The sequence below is a fragment of the Vibrio sp. 10N.247.311.47 genome, from assembly GCF_041467535.1.
In the GTDB taxonomy this organism is placed as follows: domain Bacteria; phylum Pseudomonadota; class Gammaproteobacteria; order Enterobacterales; family Vibrionaceae; genus Vibrio; species Vibrio crassostreae_C.
On the sequence record NZ_JBFSUR010000001.1, the window covers coordinates 1 to 19,628 of the forward strand.

Annotated in this window: 15 protein-coding genes; 9 read left to right on the forward strand and 6 right to left on the reverse strand. The window is 44.7% G+C overall.

Going from position 1 to position 19,628, the window contains the following annotated elements; all coding sequences use genetic code 11:
* Nucleotides 1-228, forward strand: a 228-nt coding sequence (locus AB6E51_RS00005) for an MlaA family lipoprotein (RefSeq protein WP_372139801.1), incomplete at its 5' end; no start/stop codon positions are given.
* A gap of 94 nt (nucleotides 229-322) precedes the next feature.
* On the opposite strand, the gene AB6E51_RS00010 is transcribed toward AB6E51_RS00005, so the two are convergent.
* From AB6E51_RS00010 to AB6E51_RS00025, 4 genes are all read right to left on the reverse strand, one after another.
* Nucleotides 323-1,645, reverse strand: coding sequence for an outer membrane protein transport protein (locus AB6E51_RS00010; protein WP_102332827.1), 1,323 nt, complete (start codon nucleotides 1,643-1,645; stop codon nucleotides 323-325).
* Between the two features lie 296 nt (nucleotides 1,646-1,941).
* On the reverse strand, nucleotides 1,942-3,210 hold the full coding sequence (locus tag AB6E51_RS00015) for an outer membrane protein transport protein (RefSeq protein ID WP_102332826.1): 1,269 nt from the start codon (nucleotides 3,208-3,210) through the stop codon (nucleotides 1,942-1,944).
* Between the two features lie 297 nt (nucleotides 3,211-3,507).
* A complete protein-coding gene (locus AB6E51_RS00020) occupies nucleotides 3,508-4,236 on the reverse strand; it encodes a DUF3379 domain-containing protein (RefSeq protein ID WP_017060647.1) in 729 nt (242 codons plus the stop codon).
* Nucleotides 4,229-4,777: a sigma-70 family RNA polymerase sigma factor gene (locus tag AB6E51_RS00025; protein WP_017060646.1), complete on the reverse strand. Its 549-nt coding sequence runs from the start codon at nucleotides 4,775-4,777 to the stop codon at nucleotides 4,229-4,231. The genes AB6E51_RS00020 and AB6E51_RS00025 overlap by 8 nt, the downstream gene beginning before the upstream one ends.
* Nucleotides 4,778-5,329: 552 nt before the next feature.
* Between AB6E51_RS00025 and fadI the strand changes: the two genes are divergently transcribed.
* Both fadI and fadJ read left to right on the forward strand, forming a co-directional pair.
* Nucleotides 5,330-6,637: an acetyl-CoA C-acyltransferase FadI gene (gene fadI / locus AB6E51_RS00030; RefSeq protein WP_017060645.1), complete on the forward strand. Its 1,308-nt coding sequence runs from the start codon at nucleotides 5,330-5,332 to the stop codon at nucleotides 6,635-6,637.
* Nucleotides 6,637-8,853 (forward strand): fatty acid oxidation complex subunit alpha FadJ, encoded by a 2,217-nt coding sequence (fadJ, locus tag AB6E51_RS00035; protein WP_102332825.1) that lies wholly within the window; start codon nucleotides 6,637-6,639, stop codon nucleotides 8,851-8,853. Before fadI ends, fadJ begins: the two co-directional genes overlap by 1 nt.
* Nucleotides 8,854-9,156: 303 nt before the next feature.
* On the opposite strand, the gene AB6E51_RS00040 is transcribed toward fadJ, so the two are convergent.
* Complete coding sequence (locus tag AB6E51_RS00040) at nucleotides 9,157-11,934, reverse strand: insulinase family protein (RefSeq protein ID WP_102320194.1); 2,778 nt, start codon at nucleotides 11,932-11,934, stop codon at nucleotides 9,157-9,159.
* Between the two features lie 305 nt (nucleotides 11,935-12,239).
* Here AB6E51_RS00040 and sixA point away from each other — a divergent pair, with 305 nt between their 5' ends.
* Entirely contained in the window at nucleotides 12,240-12,704 is a 465-nt protein-coding gene (sixA, locus tag AB6E51_RS00045) for a phosphohistidine phosphatase SixA (RefSeq protein ID WP_017064097.1), read from the forward strand.
* A 111-nt stretch (nucleotides 12,705-12,815) separates the two neighbouring features.
* Here the strand turns inward: sixA and smrB are convergent, their stop codons facing one another.
* Nucleotides 12,816-13,346: an endonuclease SmrB gene (gene smrB, locus AB6E51_RS00050; RefSeq protein ID WP_017064096.1), complete on the reverse strand. Its 531-nt coding sequence runs from the start codon at nucleotides 13,344-13,346 to the stop codon at nucleotides 12,816-12,818.
* Nucleotides 13,347-13,408: 62 nt separating this feature from the next.
* On the opposite strand from smrB, the gene prmB reads away from it, so the two are divergent.
* From prmB to AB6E51_RS00075, 5 genes are all read left to right on the forward strand, one after another.
* Nucleotides 13,409-14,341, forward strand: coding sequence for a 50S ribosomal protein L3 N(5)-glutamine methyltransferase (prmB, locus tag AB6E51_RS00055; RefSeq protein WP_017060640.1), 933 nt, complete (start codon nucleotides 13,409-13,411; stop codon nucleotides 14,339-14,341).
* 253 nt (nucleotides 14,342-14,594) lie between these two features.
* Complete coding sequence (locus AB6E51_RS00060) at nucleotides 14,595-15,236, forward strand: LysE family translocator (protein ID WP_017060639.1); 642 nt, start codon at nucleotides 14,595-14,597, stop codon at nucleotides 15,234-15,236.
* 535 nt (nucleotides 15,237-15,771) lie between these two features.
* Nucleotides 15,772-17,229 carry a protein adenylyltransferase SelO gene (locus tag AB6E51_RS00065; protein ID WP_372058342.1) on the forward strand — a complete coding sequence of 486 codons (1,458 nt, stop codon included), beginning with the start codon at nucleotides 15,772-15,774 and terminating at the stop codon, nucleotides 17,227-17,229.
* 159 nt (nucleotides 17,230-17,388) lie between these two features.
* Complete coding sequence (locus AB6E51_RS00070; protein WP_017060637.1) at nucleotides 17,389-18,117, forward strand: response regulator; 729 nt, start codon at nucleotides 17,389-17,391, stop codon at nucleotides 18,115-18,117.
* Nucleotides 18,118-18,162: 45 nt separating this feature from the next.
* The gene (locus AB6E51_RS00075) at nucleotides 18,163-19,608 is read left to right on the forward strand and encodes an ATP-binding protein (protein WP_017064094.1); all 1,446 of its coding nucleotides are present in this window, start codon (nucleotides 18,163-18,165) and stop codon (nucleotides 19,606-19,608) included.
* The last annotated feature ends 20 nt before the right edge of the window (nucleotides 19,609-19,628 follow it).

Genomic DNA, 19,628 nt, shown 5'->3' on the forward strand with positions numbered 1-19,628 from the left:
CTGTCTTTCTTGAACTTCTGGGCTAGCTTAGGAAAGTGGGCATTCGAAGGCATGGAGACTCGCGCTCAGTTAGTGTCACAAGAATCACTATTGGACGACTCGCCAGATCCATATGCTTTGACTCGTGAGGTCTACATTCAACGTCGTGACTTTAAAGCCGAAATTGAACCTGAAGAGTTTGATCTCGAAGAAGAAGACTTCATTGATGGTTATCTAGAAGATTACTAGAAATACGTTTTAGAAAATCGACAAAAGAAAGGCTCGATGTTGATACAACATCGAGCCTTTTTAATGCTTGTTACTTTAGATTAAGTAAAACAGATTAGAAGCGGTAGTTAGCTTGTACACCAACTAGCCAAACATTACCCGTTGTTGTACCAATAAATTGGCCGCCAACAGCTTCGGCTGCATCGTCAGATGCGTAACCGCGAGATTCTGTGATGGGAGCATCTTTAGCAATGATGTAAGTAAAGCCAGCATCCAATGAAAGCTGTTCAGACCATTGGTAACCAGCACCAACACTTAACCATGTGCGGTCAGTTTCTGGAATAGTGATAGTACGGTTTTTATCGCTAACTGCAGAAGTATCGTAAGCCACACCTGTACGTAGTGCCAGTTTAGGGTCAATTTGGTAAGTTGCGCCTACAGCAAAGCGATAGTTATCTTCCCAATTCTCAACCTTAACTGTATGGCTACCATATGTATGTAGCTCAGCTTGCAATTTTTCGAAAGAACTCCAGTCAGTCCAATTAAAACTAGCATGGATTGCAAGTGCTTTAGTGAGTTGATGGAAACTTGCAAGCTCTGCTGTTGCAGGAAGTGCTAACATCATATGTCCATTGTCACGTTGACCAGGTGTCATGCCAAAGCCGATGCCTTCTGCGTGACCTTCTAACTTCAGCTCAACCTCAGACTTGTAGGCAAAACCGATACGGTGGTCTTCGTTGATCTGCCACGCTGTACCTACTTGCCAACCCCAAGCGGTGTCTTCACCTTCCATATATTTCAGTGTAGTGCCTTCTGGAGCTGAGATCGGCATTTGGTTTGAATCTAGACCAATTGCATTTTTCGCTGGTGCTGTTGCACCGAAGCTGCCTTCACCCATAACGTAACGGATACCGCCACCAATGCTTACTTGCTCAACAACTTGATAAGCGAAGTTTAAGTTAGCTTCTTTAGTGATTACGCTTGCTTCGTTACCGAAATGAGATGCGTTGAAGTCGTCACCTAAATTCGTTTCCATTCCGTAATTCGTGCCAAATGCAAAACCGATAGCAAACTTTTCGTTGTAACGGTGAGAAATGTAAAGATTCGGGATAATAGCGTCATCTGCGAAATCGTTTGAAGATGCTTGGCTTGTACCTAACGCTGGGTGAGCGTGGTTTACTTCACCTTTAACATCAATGTTAGGGTTAACGTAAATACCACCAACAGAAACTTGTGTACCTTCTAGGTAAGTCAGCATTGCAGGGTTACGCCATTGAGCATCTGCACCGTCTGCCATTGCTGCTTCACCAGCGTATGCGCGGCCTAGGCCTGTTGCCGAGTATTCTGCTAGTTGAAAACCTGCCGCGTGAGTGACGGTAGAAGTCGAAAGTAGTCCAACTGCCACTGCAGCAGATAGAAGAGTCTTATTCATTTTCATTATTATGTTCGCTGAATCATAAGTATTTAGTGGCGTGATTCTACGTTTAGAGTCATTACTTTAAAAATGAAATTCGAATAAAACAGTGTTTTAGGGATTTAATGAGTAAATGTGTTTAATTATTAGAGAAATAATCTAAATGTTTCTGCTGTGTTGCGAAGTTTGAGCGTACACTTGTAGTCATATATTGACCTTGCAGGCTACAGTTGTAAGCTTAAATTGATGTAGGTCAGTGGTTTAGGCAATAAAAAAGGGTCGCATTATGCGGCCCTTTGGAGATTACTTATTAGCTTATATTAGAAGCTACGGCTGTACTGCAGACCCAGTAGGATTGCATCAGCATGTGTCGTACCAGTAATTGATGAAAGGTATTGTGGTTGACCTGGTGCACCAAAGAATGGGTTTTCAGTCTTCTCTTCTACGTCAACATCATCACCCATTAGGTAAGTGAAACCAAAGTCGATGTTCGACTTTTCGTCTAGGTGATATGTGAAGCCTGCAGAGAACCATTGACGATCTGAGTCTGGAACTGAAATTGAAGTTAGCTCATCCTGTGCGCTTGTGTCGTACATGTAACCCGCACGTAATGTCCAAGTTTGGTTTAGGTAGTATGTACCACCGATGGCATAGTGCATACCGTTTTGCCATTCGTAGTCATTCAATACGCCAGCATCTTTAGCTTCTAGCTTGTCAAAAGAGCTCCAGCCGATCCATTGAACAGAGTAGTGTACTGCAAATTTTGTATCTTCAATGCGGTGGTAACCAGAGAACTCAAGAAGATCTGGTAAAGGCATGTACAACGTGTCGTCTTTGTACTCAGTACCTAAGTAAGAGATATCGCCTTCAGCTTCTAGCTTCGGAGAGTAATGATAAGCTAGACCGAAACGGTTGTTCTTATCTAGCTCAAATACGGTACCTAAGTTAAAGCCTAGAGCCCAACCATCTGCATCGACATTTAAAGCATCGCCTTGCATGCCCAGAGGGTTTGGTCGCTGAAGCTCGCCTTTTCCGTAAATTAGGTCAAGGCCAGCACCAAAGCTCCATTGTTCGTTCAGACGGTATGAACCAGCAAGGCCAAAGTTAACACTTTGTACATCTGTTAGACCGCCATACTCGTTACCAGCGTAATCTGAAGAGAACTCAGTTTTAGTGCCGAAGTTAGAGTAAGCGTTGATACCCCATGCAAACTTGTCATTAACAGGAACAATAAGGTGGATGTTTGGAGCGATAGAAGTATCACCAGCATCATCGTAGTTTGCATTTGAAGACAAAGGAGAAGAAACTCCACCTGGATTGTAGCTAGCGTCTTTAACTTCAATCATAGAAGTGATGCTTTCAAAACCAAGAGATAGTTCAGTTTTGTCAAACAGTGCCATTGCCGCAGGGTTACGTGCCATTACTGACGCGTTATCTGCGATTACTGCATCACCAGCGAAAGCACGGCCGATACCGGTAGCTGATTGTGCGTTAAGTTGGAAACCTGCTGCCATCGCTTGCGAAGACGCCAGTGTAATTGTTACTGCTAAAAGAGACTTTTTAAACAGACGCGTGTTGTTGGTAGTCATTCATTTATTCCTTTATATATCCGCCTCTACAGGGCGATTAATTTGAGCAATTGCTCAATGGTGGCTGATCCTATTCGCAAGTATACGATATACAAATCCGACCATTGAGAATTTTGAGTGGAAAATTATGGAAATGACGCCTATCTGGCACGAAAATGGTGTGAAATGCTGTTTTTTAGAGTTTTAACTCTAGATGTATTGGTGGTGTGAATGGTTTTGTGGTTTATTTATAAATAAAGCCCAGCAATATCAGTAATATAATTGCTGGGCCTTTTGTGACGGGGCTTTAAGAGCGAATTAGCTCATTGGTTTGATCATTTTTGTCAGCTTTTCGGCGATTTTGGAAACATCCTCACCATTTTCACCCACAAGGATTAAGCTGCTGCCATCTACGGGTGTTACCGAGCCGGACATGCCTTTTTCATCAAAATCGATAGGTTTGTCTGTTGGAATACCGGTTAAAAACAGTGTTACTTTGCCTTTTGCGCCTTGGAAGACCATATGTACTGCGTTGGATTTACCAAAGCCACAGTGGTTTAGGTAATAAACATGGTAAGGGAAAGCGTCATCAAACTGAAAAGCAAATGGGTTCATTTTTGCGTTGATCTGCTGCGATGTAACCTGTTCATCGATGCTACTAACAAAGCTCTTCTCATCAACAACATGCTTCATCGCTGTATCAACTAAACTAGCTTGCGCAGGTGAAACGAATGCATTTCCCCAATTCACTTGGCCAACTAATAAACCTGCAACGAATGCTACTGAGGCGGCCATTGCCATTGCTCGTCTCGCAAACGTTGGCCTTACTACTTTGCTTTCTTCGCTTGAGGTCTGATTGAACAGAATACGATCAGCAAGATCGTCTGGCACATCCACATTCATCGCAGAGTGGATCTGTTTATCAAGCGCTAGTACATCGTCTAAGAAGTTACTATTGGCTTCGCTATTCGCGGTCGCATCAACAATATCTTGTGTACGTTGTTTAGGTTCCGACAATACACGACGACGAAATTCCAAATCATCCATTATGTTGCCCCCTCTCTGCCTCTTCTGTATCCAACAGCTCTTTCAACTGATTTCGAGCTCTGAATAAACGTGTCATCACCGTGTTTTTGTTGAGATCGAGAATATCGGCAATCTCATCACCACTAAAACCACCAATCACTTGCAAGAAGAGAGGTTCACGGTAATCAATTTCAAGTTTCATGATCTGGGCTTGCAACCACTGATGCTGATGGTGCGGGTCATCACTGACACTAGCATCGTTACCGTGATCGTCGATATCAACCAGATCAAACTGTTTGCGTTCAAAACGTCGAGCGTTCTCGCGTCTCAAGATGGTAATCAGCCAAGATTTGGCGGCTTTTTCATCTTGAAGGCTATCGAGTGACTTCCATGCACGAAGGCAAGTTTCTTGAACTAAGTCTTCGGCAATGCTTTTGTCTTTGCATAACCAATAGGCGTAGCGAAAGAGGTCACGATGATAGGCGCGCACAAGTGCTTCGTATTTTCTTTGTTTGTCCATATCAGAGTTGACCGGACGCTTGGCTGTTTTCTTTCCAAACATTTTTATTATTGACACACGAGCCTCCATAATTGCTCTGCGTATAGCTGTCCTCTATACGTTGTGCTTCGTTTTTATATTTTTAGAGCTAACGATCGGCAGGAAATCGTAAAATCACATTAAAATTGATCTACTTCAAAATCTAAGGCCTCGAACCCGTTATAGTACACCTTGTCGTCTAGTTAGTCATTCGTGGCTAGCATGTTGAGCAAGACGACACTTCCTTTTGAAGGCTGACTTTACTTTCTCCTAATCAGGAAACTGATTATTTCAATTGGCGCTAAGTTAATTGCTTTATATACATTCCGACCACACAGCTTTGTGTGGTTTTTTTTTGCCTCAAGAAAACCATTCCCTACACAGCGATAACAGTCTTTGCTTACAATAGTTTAGTCTCTTACGACAACCTTTCCCCCCAAAAGGTTCGCCTGAATGCGCAGTTATATTTTCAAACAGTGAGATACTCGTATCACGTTTATTTAAACGCTCGTTTGATTTAATTAACAACTTCTTTACAATGCTTCAGGTCAGACCTCTTAACTTTAAGGAGAAACCATGGGCAAACAGGAAGTCAAAACGCGTTCTGGAGAACGTGTTGCCGTTGTCGCTGGATTACGAACCCCATTTGCTCGTCAGAGCACAGAATTTAGCCAAGTGCCTGCGGTTGACCTAGGCAAAATGGTTGTGAGCGAAATGCTTGCAAGAACGGATGTCGATCCTGCGCTTATCGAACAAGTTGTGTTCGGCCAAGTAGTGCAAATGCCAGAAGCGCCGAACATTGCGCGTGAAATCGTGTTGGGCACAGGCATGAACATCAATACCGATGCCTACAGTGTCACACGAGCATGTGCGACCAGCTTCCAAGCGGCAGTTAACGTGACCGAAAGCATTATGGCTGGCACGATTGATATCGGTATTGCGGGCGGTGCGGACTCTTCTTCTGTATTGCCTATCGGTGTTTCGAAAAAGTTAGCGGCAAATCTATTAGCGCTGAGTAAAACGAAAACTATGGGTCAAAAGCTGAAAATTCTTAAAACACTTTCCGTAAAAGATTTGATGCCAGTACCACCTGCAGTTGCTGAATACTCGACCGGTTTATCCATGGGACAAACGGCTGAGCAAATGGCTAAGACGCATGGTATTACTCGCGAAGCTCAAGATGCACTTGCTCACCGTTCTCACTCTTTGGCTTCTCAGGCATGGAAAGAAGGCAAGATTAAAGACGAAGTGATGACGGCATTCCCGGCACCTTACAAAAAGTATCTAGCGGAAGACAACAACATTCGCCACGACTCAACGGTTGAAGGATACGCCAAGCTACGTCCTGCTTTTGATAGAAAGTACGGCAGTGTAACGGCAGCCAATGCTACGCCACTGACTGATGGCGGTGCAGCAGTGATGTTGATGCGCGAAGGTAAAGCGAAAGAACTAGGCTTAGAAGTGCTTGGTTATATTCGTGGTTATGCGTTCTCAGCGATTGGTGTTGAAACAGATATGCTGATGGGCCCGACTTACGCGACCTCACAAGTATTAAAGAACACCGGTTTAGAGTTGTCAGACCTAACACTGATCGAAATGCACGAAGCATTCGCTGCCCAAGTTTTGGCTAACGTGAAAATGTTCGCAAGCGATGAGTTTGCACAGAAGAATCTTGGCCGCGATAAAGCGATCGGTGAGATTGATATGGAGAAGTTCAACGTGCTGGGTAGCTCGATTGCTTACGGACATCCGTTTGCAGCGACTGGCGCACGCATGATGACTCAAACATTACGTGAACTGAAACGTCGCGGTGGCGGCTTGGCACTGAACACAGCGTGTGCGGCTGGTGGTTTAGGTGCAGCAATGATCTTGGAGGTAGAATAATGTCTACGACTCTTGATGCAACAACAGAAAAAGAAACAGTCGCTCAACCAGATTCAACCTCTGCGACTGAATCAACCAAAAAGAAAGCGACAGCATTTACTCTCAATATCGATGAGCAAGATATTGCTTGGTTAGCGATTGATGTACCAAACGAGAAAATGAACACGCTGCAAGCGGCTTTTGCTGAAGAAATGAAAGCCATCTTCGAGCAACTCAAAGAAAAGCAAAGCCGAGTTAAGGGCCTAATCGTTCATTCTCTTAAGCCAGATAACTTTATCGCTGGTGCTGATGTAAGAATGCTTGATGCGTGTAAAACGGCTGACGAAGCACAGTCTCTGGCTCGCCAAGGGCAGGAGATGTTCCAAACGCTTTCTGAACTACCGTACCCAGTAGTCGCAGCGATTCACGGCCCATGTTTAGGTGGTGGTTTAGAGCTTGCACTGGCGTGTGATTACCGTGTATGTACCGATTCAGATAAGACTCGCGTTGGTCTGCCAGAAGTACAGTTAGGTCTGTTACCAGGCTCTGGCGGTACACAGCGTCTACCTCGCCTTATTGGTTTGCTGCCATCTCTTGACCTAATCCTTACGGGTAAGCAACTGCGCGCTAAGAAAGCGAAATCGCTCGGTGTTGTCGATGCTTGTGTGCCTGAAACTATCCTGCTTGAAGTCGCTAAAAGCTTTGTTGAAAAGAATACGGGCAGTAAAAAAGGTAAGCGCCTTGCGTCGAAAAGCCAAGCGTCGACCAAAGAAAAGCTGATTTCACGTAACGGCCTTGGTCGTAAAGTGATTTTTGAACAAGCTTCTAAGAAGACCAATCAGAAAACACGCGGCAATTACCCAGCAGCGGATGCGATTTTAGACGTGATTCGTTATGGCCTTGAGAACGGCTTTGATAAAGGTCTTCAGTATGAAGCGAAGCGTTTCTCAGAACTGGTTATGACTTCAGAGTCTAAAGCCCTTCGTTCGATTTTCTTTGCAACCACGGAAATGAAAAAAGAACACGGCGCAGACGCTGAACCCAAAGCGGTTAAGCGTGTTGGTGTGCTAGGCGGTGGTCTTATGGGCGCAGGCATCAGCCATGTCAGTGTTGCTAAGGCGAAAGTGCCTGTACGCATTAAAGACGTATCAAATGAAGGTGTACTGAACGCGCTTAACTACAACTTCAAGTTGTTCGATAAGCAGCGTAAGCGTCGCATTCTGAGCCGAGCGGGCCTTGAAAGTAAGATGCTTCAACTGTCTGGTGGTATCGACTTTACGAGCTTTAATCACACCGATGTGGTGATTGAAGCGGTATTTGAAGACCTCGACCTTAAGCAGTCAATGGTTGCGGACATCGAAGCCAATGCCAAGCCAGAGACTATTTTCGCGACGAATACGTCTTCATTGCCGATCCATAAGATTGCGGAGAAGGCGCAGCGACCAGAAAACGTGGTCGGTCTTCACTACTTCAGCCCAGCCGAAAAAATGCCGCTAGTAGAAGTTATCCCTCATGAAACTACGTCAGAAGAGACGATTTCTACGGTTGTTGCATTAGCGAAGAAGCAAGGTAAAACGCCGATTGTTGTGAAAGACACGGCTGGTTTTTATGTGAACCGTATTCTTGCTCCGTACATGAACGAAGCAGCGCATTTACTGCTAGCGAACGAGCCGATTGAAAAGCTCGACAGCACGTTATTGGACTTCGGTTTCCCGGTTGGTCCTATCACTTTATTAGATGAGGTGGGTGTTGATATCGGTGCGAAGATCATTCCGATTTTAGTGAATGAGCTTGGCGATCGTTTCCAAGGTCCTGATGTGTTCGATATTCTTTTGAATGACAATCGTAAAGGCCGCAAGAGTGGTAAAGGTTTCTACACTTACAAAGGCAAGAAGAAGGAAGTGGATAAGTCAGTTTACAAGCTGCTTAAGCTGCAACCAGATCCTAAGTTGAGCGATAACGATATCGCGATGCGCTGTGTGTTACCTATGCTAAACGAAGCGGTTCGTTGTCTAGACGACGGCATTATCCGCAGCCCTCGTGATGGTGATATCGGTGCGATTTTCGGTATCGGTTTCCCGCCATTCCTAGGTGGTCCGTTCCGTTATATGGATCAAATCGGCATTAAGTCACTGGTTGAGATGATGAACGATTTCGCTAAGAAGTACGGTGATCGTTTCGCGCCATGTGATGGCCTACTGACACGTGCTGGATTGGGTGAGTCTTTCTACAAGTAACTCTCTAACTCATTGATTAAGAAGCCCGTATCAAGCAATTGATGCGGGCTTTTCTGTTTTATGAACGAGTGTGAAAGGAATGAGATTCCCGACTCAGTCGTTCCTCCTTCTCGGGAATGATGATTGAGAGATAAAAAGTAAGTTATTGCGTTGATTAGAAAGGTGGTCAAACACACGTCAATCAAAACTACCGTCATCTCCTAAAGCGACGAAGGAGCGTAATAGGAGATCTGCTTTTGGGCTGCATCCAATAAAAAAGGTTGATGCTTTCACATCAACCTTATGATTTTCATTCCAGCTTTATCAGCCTAGCTCAGTATCTTTCGGGCGTAACTGAAACTCATCAATAGAGCCAATTTCAACACCTGCTGACAGCTTCTCTTCCTCATTATGAGCATTACCGTGAGCATGCATAATCAGGCGATTTGCCGTGCGTGGTTTTAGCTGGCTAACCACAAAACGCATCATGTCTGAGCGAGTTAACCCCTTAAGGTCTTCCAATACGCGCTCTCTCTGGTTGAACTCAACATCCTTATTGCCTATCGCAACCCATAAGCGCTGAGCTCGCCCTCGCAAAGTCGTATCTGGTGCCGAAATCTGATTCCAGAGACCGCGCTTACTGCTGTGCCATTGATAGTCGTTAAGCTCCAACAGCACCATGTAAAAGGCATTGAGGAACTCATCTATTGAAGCTAACAAGTCAGCAGGGGCGGCATTCGGTGATTGCACATACAACACAATACCAGGGTGTCGGTTGAGCGGCATATTGCCAGTACCGACCATGTAACCTAGCTGCTGCTTGGTTCGTATCTCATGGAAGAAAGTGGCCGACATCAAATGGTTTGCCAATGAATACAGCGCGATATTTTTAGGTGAAATATCAGGGCATTGGTAATAAACCACAATTGCTGAATCATCTTGGTTACACACCACTTCACGTTGGAAGCTGCCGTTTTCACCGAGCATGATGAGCGGACGCAGTGATTCTTCGTAAGCCTGATCTTGAACACGCAGTGCATCTTTTAGCGTTTCAGCCATCTTGTGTGCATCGGCTTTTTTCCAGTCGCCATACACAAACATCTCAACATGAAGTTCCGCCAAGATTGCTTGAACAAAAGAGGAGAGCTCATCGACCTCTATCGTTTCTAGGGCTTCAATTAACACGGAATAAGGCGGGTTATTTGGTTGAAGTATCCCAGTCATTGCATTAAACAACTGCGAAATAGGGCGATCTTGCGACGCGTTGTTCCAGTTTCTGAGCAATTGATGCTTGATGGTTTCGAAGCGTGTTGGACTAAAGTCGCGTGCTTGGAAACGTTCAAGAATCATATTGAGCAGTTGTGGCTGTTTCTCGCTAAACCCGGACAGAGTGAGCGTTACACCGCCCTGATGGGTGTACATGTTGTAGCCCATTCCGGCGATTTCAGCCTGATACGTATCTTTTTCGAGTGAGTCTAAGAACATCTCTACGCACAAGCGTGTTTTAACGATATTTCTTGGGCTAGCAACTGAGTGCGGGCTATCGATAGCGACATACACCACACCTTTAGGAACTCGAAATTGATGGTCTTGCAGGTGCCACAGCTTAAAGCCGTCGAGCTCTTCTAACAGTTGTGGGAACTTAGCGTCACCTTCCAGTTCAGTCGGGTCTAGATCGTAGCAAATAAACGGGTTTTTGCTTGGGAGTTCAAACTGCCAACCGGGGTTAATGCACGTAAAGCATTGAACTTGTTCAGCGCTAAAAGGTGTGACCGAGTAGGGAGTAAAGTACCACTTCGCTTCCCTGTCATACTCGAATCCCTGAGCAACAATGGTCGCTCGCATGTTGTCTACGGTTAAGTAAGGCAGCAAAGAACGCTGTAATTCGTCATCGAAATGCGACATTTTGTAATCGCCATACACCACATCTTGCTCTTGGTAGTGCTGCATGTTGATGACGAGGTGGCTGACGACATCAAGCGGTCTTGCTGGCTCTTGAAAGCGGAAAGCAGACTCTAAAACGGCGCGTTTTTCTAGGTAGCGCCACTCTTCTATGCCTTGTTGTTCGACTAACTTGATGTACTGAAATATCGCTTGGATGATGTTATCGGTTTTGGTTAAACCTTCTATGGTCAATGAGCAACTGACTGTGAAATCACGGTAGTTACTGCCACTCGCGCCACCACCTGCAGAGAGAGATGTTATCCAGCCTTTCTCTTTGAGTTGCATCATCAAACTGCCTTCACCTTCGTAACCTAAAAGATGGGCAAAGAACGACAATGGCTTAACGCCGTAGTGTTCGTCCATACTGGGCATAGGGAAGGTTAAGATCAGTTTGCGTACTTCTTTAATTGGCTCAACACGCACTTGTACGCCTGTGCTCAACTCGCCGACAATCGGAACTTCAACCTTTTTGCCTTGTAGGTTGTGATTGGTGATTGAGCTAAAGCGATCCTCAACCCAGCTTTGCATCTCATCTAACGACTGATTGCCAGACAGTGTCAGTGTCATCAAGTCAGCAGAGTATTGTTGCTGGTGGAAAGCCAAGATCTCTTGTCGAATCGTCTCGCCGTTTCTGTCACCCAACGTATCGATATTACCGACAGAAAACTTCGAGAATGGGTGATTGTGATTCACCAGTTCTTTGGTAACTTGGTACAAGCGTCGTGAGTCGTCGTTGAGTTTCATCTTGTATTCGGAGTCAACGGCTTGGCGTTCTTTGTCTAACGCTTCTTCGTTGAAAAGGGGAGCGGTAAAAAATTGGCTGAAGCGATCGAGTGCGGTTTCAAAGGCATTCAATTCAACATCAAAAAAGAAGCAGGTGTGCTCTGTTCCTGTCCAAGCGTTGTTGCTACCGCCATGCTGGCTGATAAAACTTTGGAACTCTCCGACCTTTGGATACTTTTCAGTTCCCAAAAATAGCATATGCTCTAAGTAGTGAGCTAAACCCTCTCGGTCTGTAGGGTCATCAAAATGCCCCACATTGACGGCTAATGCGGCTGCTGCTTTTTGAGCATTTTGATCCTGAACTAACAGTACACGTAACCCGTTATTTAAGGTTATGTAGCGGTATTGATGTTCATCATTTGGGCTTAAGTGCACAGGAGCATCTCCAGAGAAGGTGGTTTTTAAATTATGTACCCGATGATTCGGCGTGCAAACCTTGTGATCATATTTTGGGATATGAAGTGCTTTTTGGCGATTTCTAAATCACTTTTATCGATTTTTATCAGTAATTTATTTTCTTTTAACAAGATTGTTAAGAAAGTCGAACTCTTTGGCAAGTGACTTGATATAATTATTTATATTGACTGCGGTTTCTCTGGATTGAGAGCCAAACCTAAGTAGCGTTTCGCTGATATATGGGATATATCGACTTTCGACATGTTACGAAGACAGGATTGAACATGAAAATATTCATTATGCGCCACGGTGAAGCAGAACATTTTGCCAACTCGGATGCAGAAAGAGCGTTGACCAAGCGCGGGAAAATGGCTTCTCTTGCCGTGGCACAAGCTGCAAATGAGCAGGGGATTAGTCAATTCGATAAAGTGCTGGTGAGCCCATATTTAAGGGCACAAGAAACGTGGTTAGAGATCTCTCAGGCGTTTTCTGGAAAGAAAGTAGAAACCTGTGATGATATTACGCCTTATGGAATGTCCGACGATGTGTTTGATTTGACCTTAGCAATGGCTGAAGTAGAAAAACTAGAGACCATTTTATTTGTTTCTCATTTACCTCTAGTTGGCTACCTAACTGCAGAGTTTGCAACAGGCATGGCGCCGCCTATGTTTCCCACTTCGGGCCTAGCGTGTATCGACTTCAACCTTGAGACACAAAAAGGTGAGTTGCTTTGGAACATCAATCCATAAGCTCGTTGAGCTCTGTTTGATGACAAAGTTGCAGACAATTAGAAAGGGCATCTCAATATGATTGGGATGCCCTTTGTTGTTTTTTGGTGAGAGAGAGTTTGTTAACCAGAATTACTTCTCAGGAACCGAAAGCAAGACTAACAGCGCGCCATTGCCGCCAAACTCTAACGGTGCTTGGTGGAAAGCCATCACGTCTGGGTGCTGTGCTAACCACAAAGGCACCTTCTGTTTAAGGATGTGTTTACCGATACCGTGTTGAACACAGGCACACGCCACGCTCTCTTTCACGCAGTGCGCAATCATCGCGCCAAGCTCACGTTTGGCTTCTTGTTGAGTCATACCATGCATATCGAGATACACGTCAGGCACGTAGACACCACGACGGAGGCGCTTGACCTCATATTTAGAGACATCATCACGCGCATAACGCGTCGGACCGTCTTCGCTAAGATGCGGAATGAACTCATCCGAGAAATAAAACTCGCTATCACTGGCTTGTCTTGCCGTTCGAGTAATTTCTTTTTGCTTGGCATTTCTTTTTGGCTGCTGGACTATGGTATCCTGTTGCAACTTTTTAACGCCCTTTACTGCATCGTTGAACAGGGCGAAATCGTCATCGAAGTCGGTGTCTTTTTTGCTCATCAGGTTATGAATTCTAATTAGAAACGTAATTAGCAGTATTGTAGCGCTTTTCGGAGACAATTTTGGATAAGATTTTTGTAGAAGAAGCGGTATCAGAACTACACACGCTTCAAGATGTGATTCGTTGGACTGTTAGCCGCTTTAACGCAGCGGGCCTATTTTATGGTCACGGCACTGATAACGCGTGGGATGAGGCAGTACAACTTATCTTACCTACTCTTTATCTGCCGATTGATGTTCCTTCGCATGTGATGAACTCTCGTCTAACGAGCAGCGAACGTCTACGTATTGTTGAGCGCGTAATCAAGCGTATTAATGATCGTACACCAACGGCTTACCTAACCAACAAAGCTTGGTTCTGTGGTCTTGAGTTCTTCGTTGATGAGCGCGTTCTTGTGCCTCGTTCTCCAATTGGTGAGCTGATCGAAGCTCAATTCCAACCTTGGTTAACTGAAGAGCCAACTCGCATCATGGATATGTGTACAGGTAGTGGTTGTATCGCTATTGCTTGTGCTCACGCATTCCCAGACGCTGAAGTAGATGCGATTGATATCTCTACTGACGCATTGCAAGTTGCAGAGCAGAACGTTCAAGATCACGGCATGGAGCAGCAAGTGTTCCCAATCCGTTCAGATCTTTTCCGTGATTTGCCAAAAGAGAAATACAACCTGATCGTATCTAACCCACCTTACGTGGACGAAGAAGATATGAACAGCCTGCCAGATGAGTTTACTCACGAGCCAGAACTTGGCCTAGCAGCGGGTACAGACGGTCTGAAATTGGTTCGTCGCATCTTAGCTAATGCACCAGACTACCTAACTGACGACGGTATTCTTATCTGTGAAGTTGGTAACTCAATGGTTCATATGATGGATCAGTACCCAGAGATTCCATTCACTTGGATTGAATTCTCTAACGGTGGTCATGGCGTATTCATGATCACTCGTGAGCAGCTTGTTGCTTGCGCTGATGAGTTCTCTATCTACAAAGACTAGGTTTCAATTATTAGGTTAGTGCCCCTATCTTAGGGCTGTAAGCTTAGAACCTGACATCTAGTAAGACGTTCGATTTGAAACGTTTTTATTTAAACGCCATGCAGCAATGCATGGCGTTTTTTATTGCCTAGATTAAAGATGTTTGCATTTATATCGAAGACGTTAAGCGCAATATTTAGTTGATTAATATGAGGGCTTATTACATATTGGTGTTTAATATTTAGTCGTTTTAGTGAGTTAAGGAGGATTCACGATGAGCTTTGATACATGGATTTATTATTTATTAGCGGTGCTAATTTTAACGGCATCACCAGGCCCAAGTTCTTTATTGTGCATGACCAAAGGTGTGCAATCTGGCTTTAAATTATCGATATTTACTGCCTTGGGGAGCTTAACTGCGATTACTGGTATTTTAACTTTATCGTTTACCGGGCTAGGGGTAATTATTGCTTCGTCTGAAGTGGTATTTAATGTCATAAAATGGACTGGTGCAGCTTATCTGATCTTCCTCGGTTGGAAGTCTCTGCGCTCTAGCCAACAAGATTATGACAAGTTATCGGATCAACAAGGCGGTGCTCAATCTGTCAAAGAAAGCGCTGCGCAGCATTACTTAAGTGGCTTTATTGTTGGCGCGAGTAACCCCAAAGCTATCTTGTTTTTTACTGCACTTTTCCCACAGTTTATTGATCCCTCAATTGCGCTATTACCACAGTTTACCGTGTTTGCTTTTACCTTCGCAGTGATGGAATTGTCTTGGTTATTGGTGTATGCCTACTTGGGGGCGAAGTCGTCAAATTGGTTGTTTGCGAAAGGTCGAGCCAAGGTCTTTAATCGTGTCACTGGAGGTGTCTTTATTGGGGCTGGCGCACTGCTTTCGACGACCAGTCGAGCATAACTTTCTGTTTTATCAGAGAGGTGAATGGTTACAGAATATTCTTGATGCTGTCATAAAAGGTTAATATTAATGTGCTTGCTGCTTTTGGCGAAAAGCCGATATATTGTAGTTACACCATCACGTTCTCAAGGAGAGACATATGCAGCATCAAGAAATGATTCAACACAGTAACTTTGGCGTAATCAGTCGTACTTGGATTTTCTCTACCCTTTCTCTAGTGGGTATTCTTGCTCTAATGTAGTCAGCTTCATGGCTCTATAGTTTTAGTTTTTATTATGAAATCACTTGTTAAAAAGTCTTCAAAGTCAGAACTCTTTCTCTTATAAATGTGGCTTTTCTCATCAGGCTAGCCACTTAACTTTTTCTTAGTCATCTTCTTCTAGCAAGCATCCCCCAGTAATTTACTCCTAGTCACCACTTTCTTCTTGTGGAATGGTTTATCACCTTACCTCTATAAACAAGCGCCATCGCACTTCTGAAGTTGTTACGAAACTGTGATAATCTTAAGTTATCTTTTATCTACAGTGTATCTCTCATGTCTGTCTGGGATTCTATTTCATTTAACAATCGATTTACTGCATTACCTCGACTGTTCTATACCCCAATTCAACCTACACCGCTCAGCAATGTCCAATGGCTCGCATGGAATCATAAGCTTGCGGATGAACTCGGTTTTTTGTCATTTGATGATGCTTCCGAGGAATTGCTTGAAACGTTATCTGGCAATGTTGAACCTGAGCAGTTTTCGCCTGTAGCAATGAAATACGCAGGCCACCAGTTTGGTTCTTATAACCCGGATTTAGGTGATGGAAGAGGGCTGTTATTAGCTCAAATTGTCGCGAAAAGTGGCGAAACGTTCGATTTACACCTTAAAGGTGCCGGTAAAACGCCCTATTCACGTATGGGCGATGGACGCGCTGTTATTCGATCAACCGTTCGTGAGTACTTATGTAGCGAAGCGATGGCAGGGCTCAATATCCCAACCACTCGCGCGTTGGCTATGATGACCAGCGACACACCGGTATATCGAGAGAAGCAAGAGTGGGGCGCATTGTTGGTGCGTGCTGCCGAATCACACATCCGTTTCGGTCACTTTGAGCATCTGTTTTATACCAATCAGTTGGCTGAGCATAAGTTGCTGGCCGATAAAGTCATTGAATGGCACTTCCCTGAGTGTCTCGATGAAGAGAAACCCTACGCTGCTATGTTTAATCAGATTGTTGACCGTACCGCGGAGATGATTGCGTTGTGGCAAGCGAATGGTTTTGCTCATGGCGTGATGAACACCGATAACATGTCGATCATCGGGCAAACTTTCGATTATGGTCCGTTCGCGTTTCTTGATGAATATGACCCAAGATTGATCTGTAATCACTCGGATTACCAAGGTCGTTATGCTTTTAATCAGCAACCTAGAATTGGATTGTGGAACCTGTCAGCTCTGGCTCATTCTCTGTCACCGCTGGTGGAGAAAGCTGATTTAGAAGCAGCGTTAGAACAGTATGAGCCACAAATGAACGGCTATTTCAGCCAGTTGATGCGCCGTAAGTTAGGGTTGCTAGCAAAACACGAAGGCGACAGCCGTTTGTTTGAATCTATGTTCGAGCTGATGTCGCAAAACAAAGTCGACTACCCAAGGTTCTTTAGAACGCTATCGAACCTAGACACCTTGTCGCCACAAGAAGTGATTGATCTGATAATTGATCGAGAGGCAGCAAAACTGTGGGTAGATAACTACTTACAACGCTGCGAATTGGAAGATAGCTCAGTGGTCGAGCGCTGCGAAAATATGAGACAGGTAAACCCGAAATACATCCTCAGAAACTACCTAGCTCAGCTAGCGATAGACAAAGCAGAGCGCGGTGATAGCAGCGATATTGACGCTTTGATGGTGGTACTGGCAGACCCTTATGCGGAACACCCGGATTATGAATACCTTGCGGCTCTACCTCCTGAGTGGGGTAAAGCCATGGAGATCAGCTGCTCTTCATAACCAACCAATAGCGGATTAAGCCCTAAAGATTCAGATAGAGGTCACTAAGTTGTGATCTTTATCTGTTTGTTCTTCTAACTTTACAAACATGTCAATAATCAAACAATCGGCCAGCCTATACACTATGTGAATAAGTTGTAAATTTAATAGGTTTGGGCGATGCCAACAAATACTCGAATTCTCGTGGTGGATGATGATCAAGAAATCCGCGAGCTGCTGGAAGAGTACCTCACAAAATCTGGTTTCGATGTTTCTTCTGTGGGAGATGGTGTTGAACTAGAAGCTCATCTGCAAAACCAAGGTTATCCAGATCTGATTCTGCTTGATGTGATGCTACCCGGTGACGATGGTTTTACCTTGTGTCAACGCGTCCGTAAGCAATCGAATGTGCCTATCATCATGCTGACTGCCGTATCGGATGAAACCGACCAAATTATCGGCTTAGAAATTGGTGCTGATGATTACATTGCCAAGCCGTTTAGCCCTCGTCAGTTAATGGCGCGTATCAAAGCGTTGTTGCGCCGCGTTCAAGTGGTGGATGACAAGACAAGTGATGCATTGCCAAAACAGATTGTTTTTGGTGATTGGACGCTTGATACGTTAGCGCATCGAATTTCCCACAATGAAAACTCGGAAGAGATGGATTTGTCGGGCAGTGATTTTTCTCTGTTGATGTTGTTCTTAACTCGCCCTAACGAAGTTCTCGACCGTGACACTATCTCATTCGCGACCAGAGGCCGTGAAGCGTTGCCTTTTGAGCGAGGCATTGATGTGCAGCTTAGTCGTCTGAGAAGCCGATTGGGCGACAGTGGCAAGTATCCTCACTACATCAAAACCATGCGCGGTAATGGCTATATCCTCGCTGTGCCTGTTCAGTATGAACACTGATAATCAAGTGATGTTAATGAGCACCTCGGCAATGAAGTATTTCCTATGAACGGGTTGAGTCGGTTAAAGCCAAACTCTTTGGTTGCCAGAACATTGTTACTGACCTTGTTAGCTGTGGTGATAGCTCAAGGTATCGCAACGTCTATTTGGTATAGCGAATCCAAACACAAAGAACTGGAGGGGATTCGTTCTGCCTCTTCAAGCATGGCCAATATGTTTGCCTCGACGGTGACTTTCTTCCAGTCTCTGCCCGTTAAATATCGCCATATCGTGTTGGATCAAATCCGCAATATGGGCGGTACGCGCTTCTTCGTTTCTTTCAATAAAGAGGCGTTGATTGTCGAACCGATCCCTGATACCCGTTTAAAAACCGCCTCGATTGAAGCGATAGAAAGTGTTTTGAGTAGCAAGCTCAATAAAGTCGAATCAGTGCGGGTTGACTTCTCTCGCCCTGAACATCTTCGTTTGCTTAAAAATGACATCTACTTGAGCGATCTCCCACGATCGTGGGCACATCATACTTTAACCTTAGAACCTCTTAACCCTCCTATTCTGGTTGTTCAGATAGAATTAGCCAGTCATGAATGGGTGTATATCGCCGCGTTGTTGCCTGCGCCTTACGTCAAACTCGACGATACGATTCTCGGCAGAGAACAGGTGATCTTCTTAGTTTCCTCGACCCTCATTCTTTTGGTTTTGACTTACTTGATGATTCGTCGGCAAGTACGCCCTCTTAAAAAATTAGCAAGAGCGGCCAATGAGATGAGTATGGATATTCAGCAGCCGCCACTTAACGAAGAGGGGGCTACTGAGCTGGTGACGGCGACCCGAGCGTTTAATCGAATGCAGCAACGGATTCGTCGCTATGTTGCCGACCGTGAGCACCTTTTCTCTGCAATCTCACATGATTTAAAGACACCAATAACACGGCTTAGACTACGAGCCGAGCTATTGGAAAGCGAAGTAAAGAAAGACAAGTTCAATAAGGATTTGGATGAGCTTGAGATGATGGTTAAGGGCGCTTTACAAGCGGTAAGAGATACCGACCTTCACGAAAACAACGCCATTATCGACCTCAATGAGATGATGCTCTCCGTGATTGAACTGCACAACCAACATCAAACCTTGGTTGAGTTTGAGCCCATTGTGGTTGACCCGTTAGTCGCCAAACCATTAGCCATTAAACGTGTGCTGACCAATCTTATCGACAACGCTGTGAAATATGGGACATCAGCTGAAGTCGATATTAACAGTGATTCGGTGTGGGTTATCGTGACTATTCAAGATCACGGAAAAGGTATTCCTGAAGACAAGCTAGAGTTAGTTTTTGAACCTTACTTTAGGTTAGCAACGGATGATCAAGGACACGGTCTTGGCCTCGGGATCTGCCGAAATATCCTGCATGGACACGGCGGAGATCTCATTATTCGTAACTCCCCTCAAGGCGGCTTAGAAGCTAAAGTCTATATTCCACGCGGCCTAGAAGTTTAATGTAACAATTGTGTTACATT

Coding starts and splice junctions, on each gene's coding strand:
- AB6E51_RS00010 (WP_102332827.1), bottom strand. CDS start 1,645: ATGAAAATGAATAAGACTCTTCTATCTGCTGCAGTGGCAGTTGGACTA.
- AB6E51_RS00015 (WP_102332826.1), bottom strand. CDS start 3,210: ATGACTACCAACAACACGCGTCTGTTTAAAAAGTCTCTTTTAGCAGTA.
- AB6E51_RS00020 (WP_017060647.1), bottom strand. CDS start 4,236: ATGGATGATTTGGAATTTCGTCGTCGTGTATTGTCGGAACCTAAACAA.
- AB6E51_RS00025 (WP_017060646.1), bottom strand. CDS start 4,777: ATGTTTGGAAAGAAAACAGCCAAGCGTCCGGTCAACTCTGATATGGAC.
- fadI (WP_017060645.1), top strand. CDS start 5,330: ATGGGCAAACAGGAAGTCAAAACGCGTTCTGGAGAACGTGTTGCCGTT.
- fadJ (WP_102332825.1), top strand. CDS start 6,637: ATGTCTACGACTCTTGATGCAACAACAGAAAAAGAAACAGTCGCTCAA.
- sixA (WP_017064097.1), top strand. CDS start 12,240: ATGAAAATATTCATTATGCGCCACGGTGAAGCAGAACATTTTGCCAAC.
- smrB (WP_017064096.1), bottom strand. CDS start 13,346: ATGAGCAAAAAAGACACCGACTTCGATGACGATTTCGCCCTGTTCAAC.
- AB6E51_RS00060 (WP_017060639.1), top strand. CDS start 14,595: ATGAGCTTTGATACATGGATTTATTATTTATTAGCGGTGCTAATTTTA.
- AB6E51_RS00065 (WP_372058342.1), top strand. CDS start 15,772: ATGTCTGTCTGGGATTCTATTTCATTTAACAATCGATTTACTGCATTA.
- AB6E51_RS00070 (WP_017060637.1), top strand. CDS start 17,389: ATGCCAACAAATACTCGAATTCTCGTGGTGGATGATGATCAAGAAATC.
- AB6E51_RS00075 (WP_017064094.1), top strand. CDS start 18,163: ATGAACGGGTTGAGTCGGTTAAAGCCAAACTCTTTGGTTGCCAGAACA.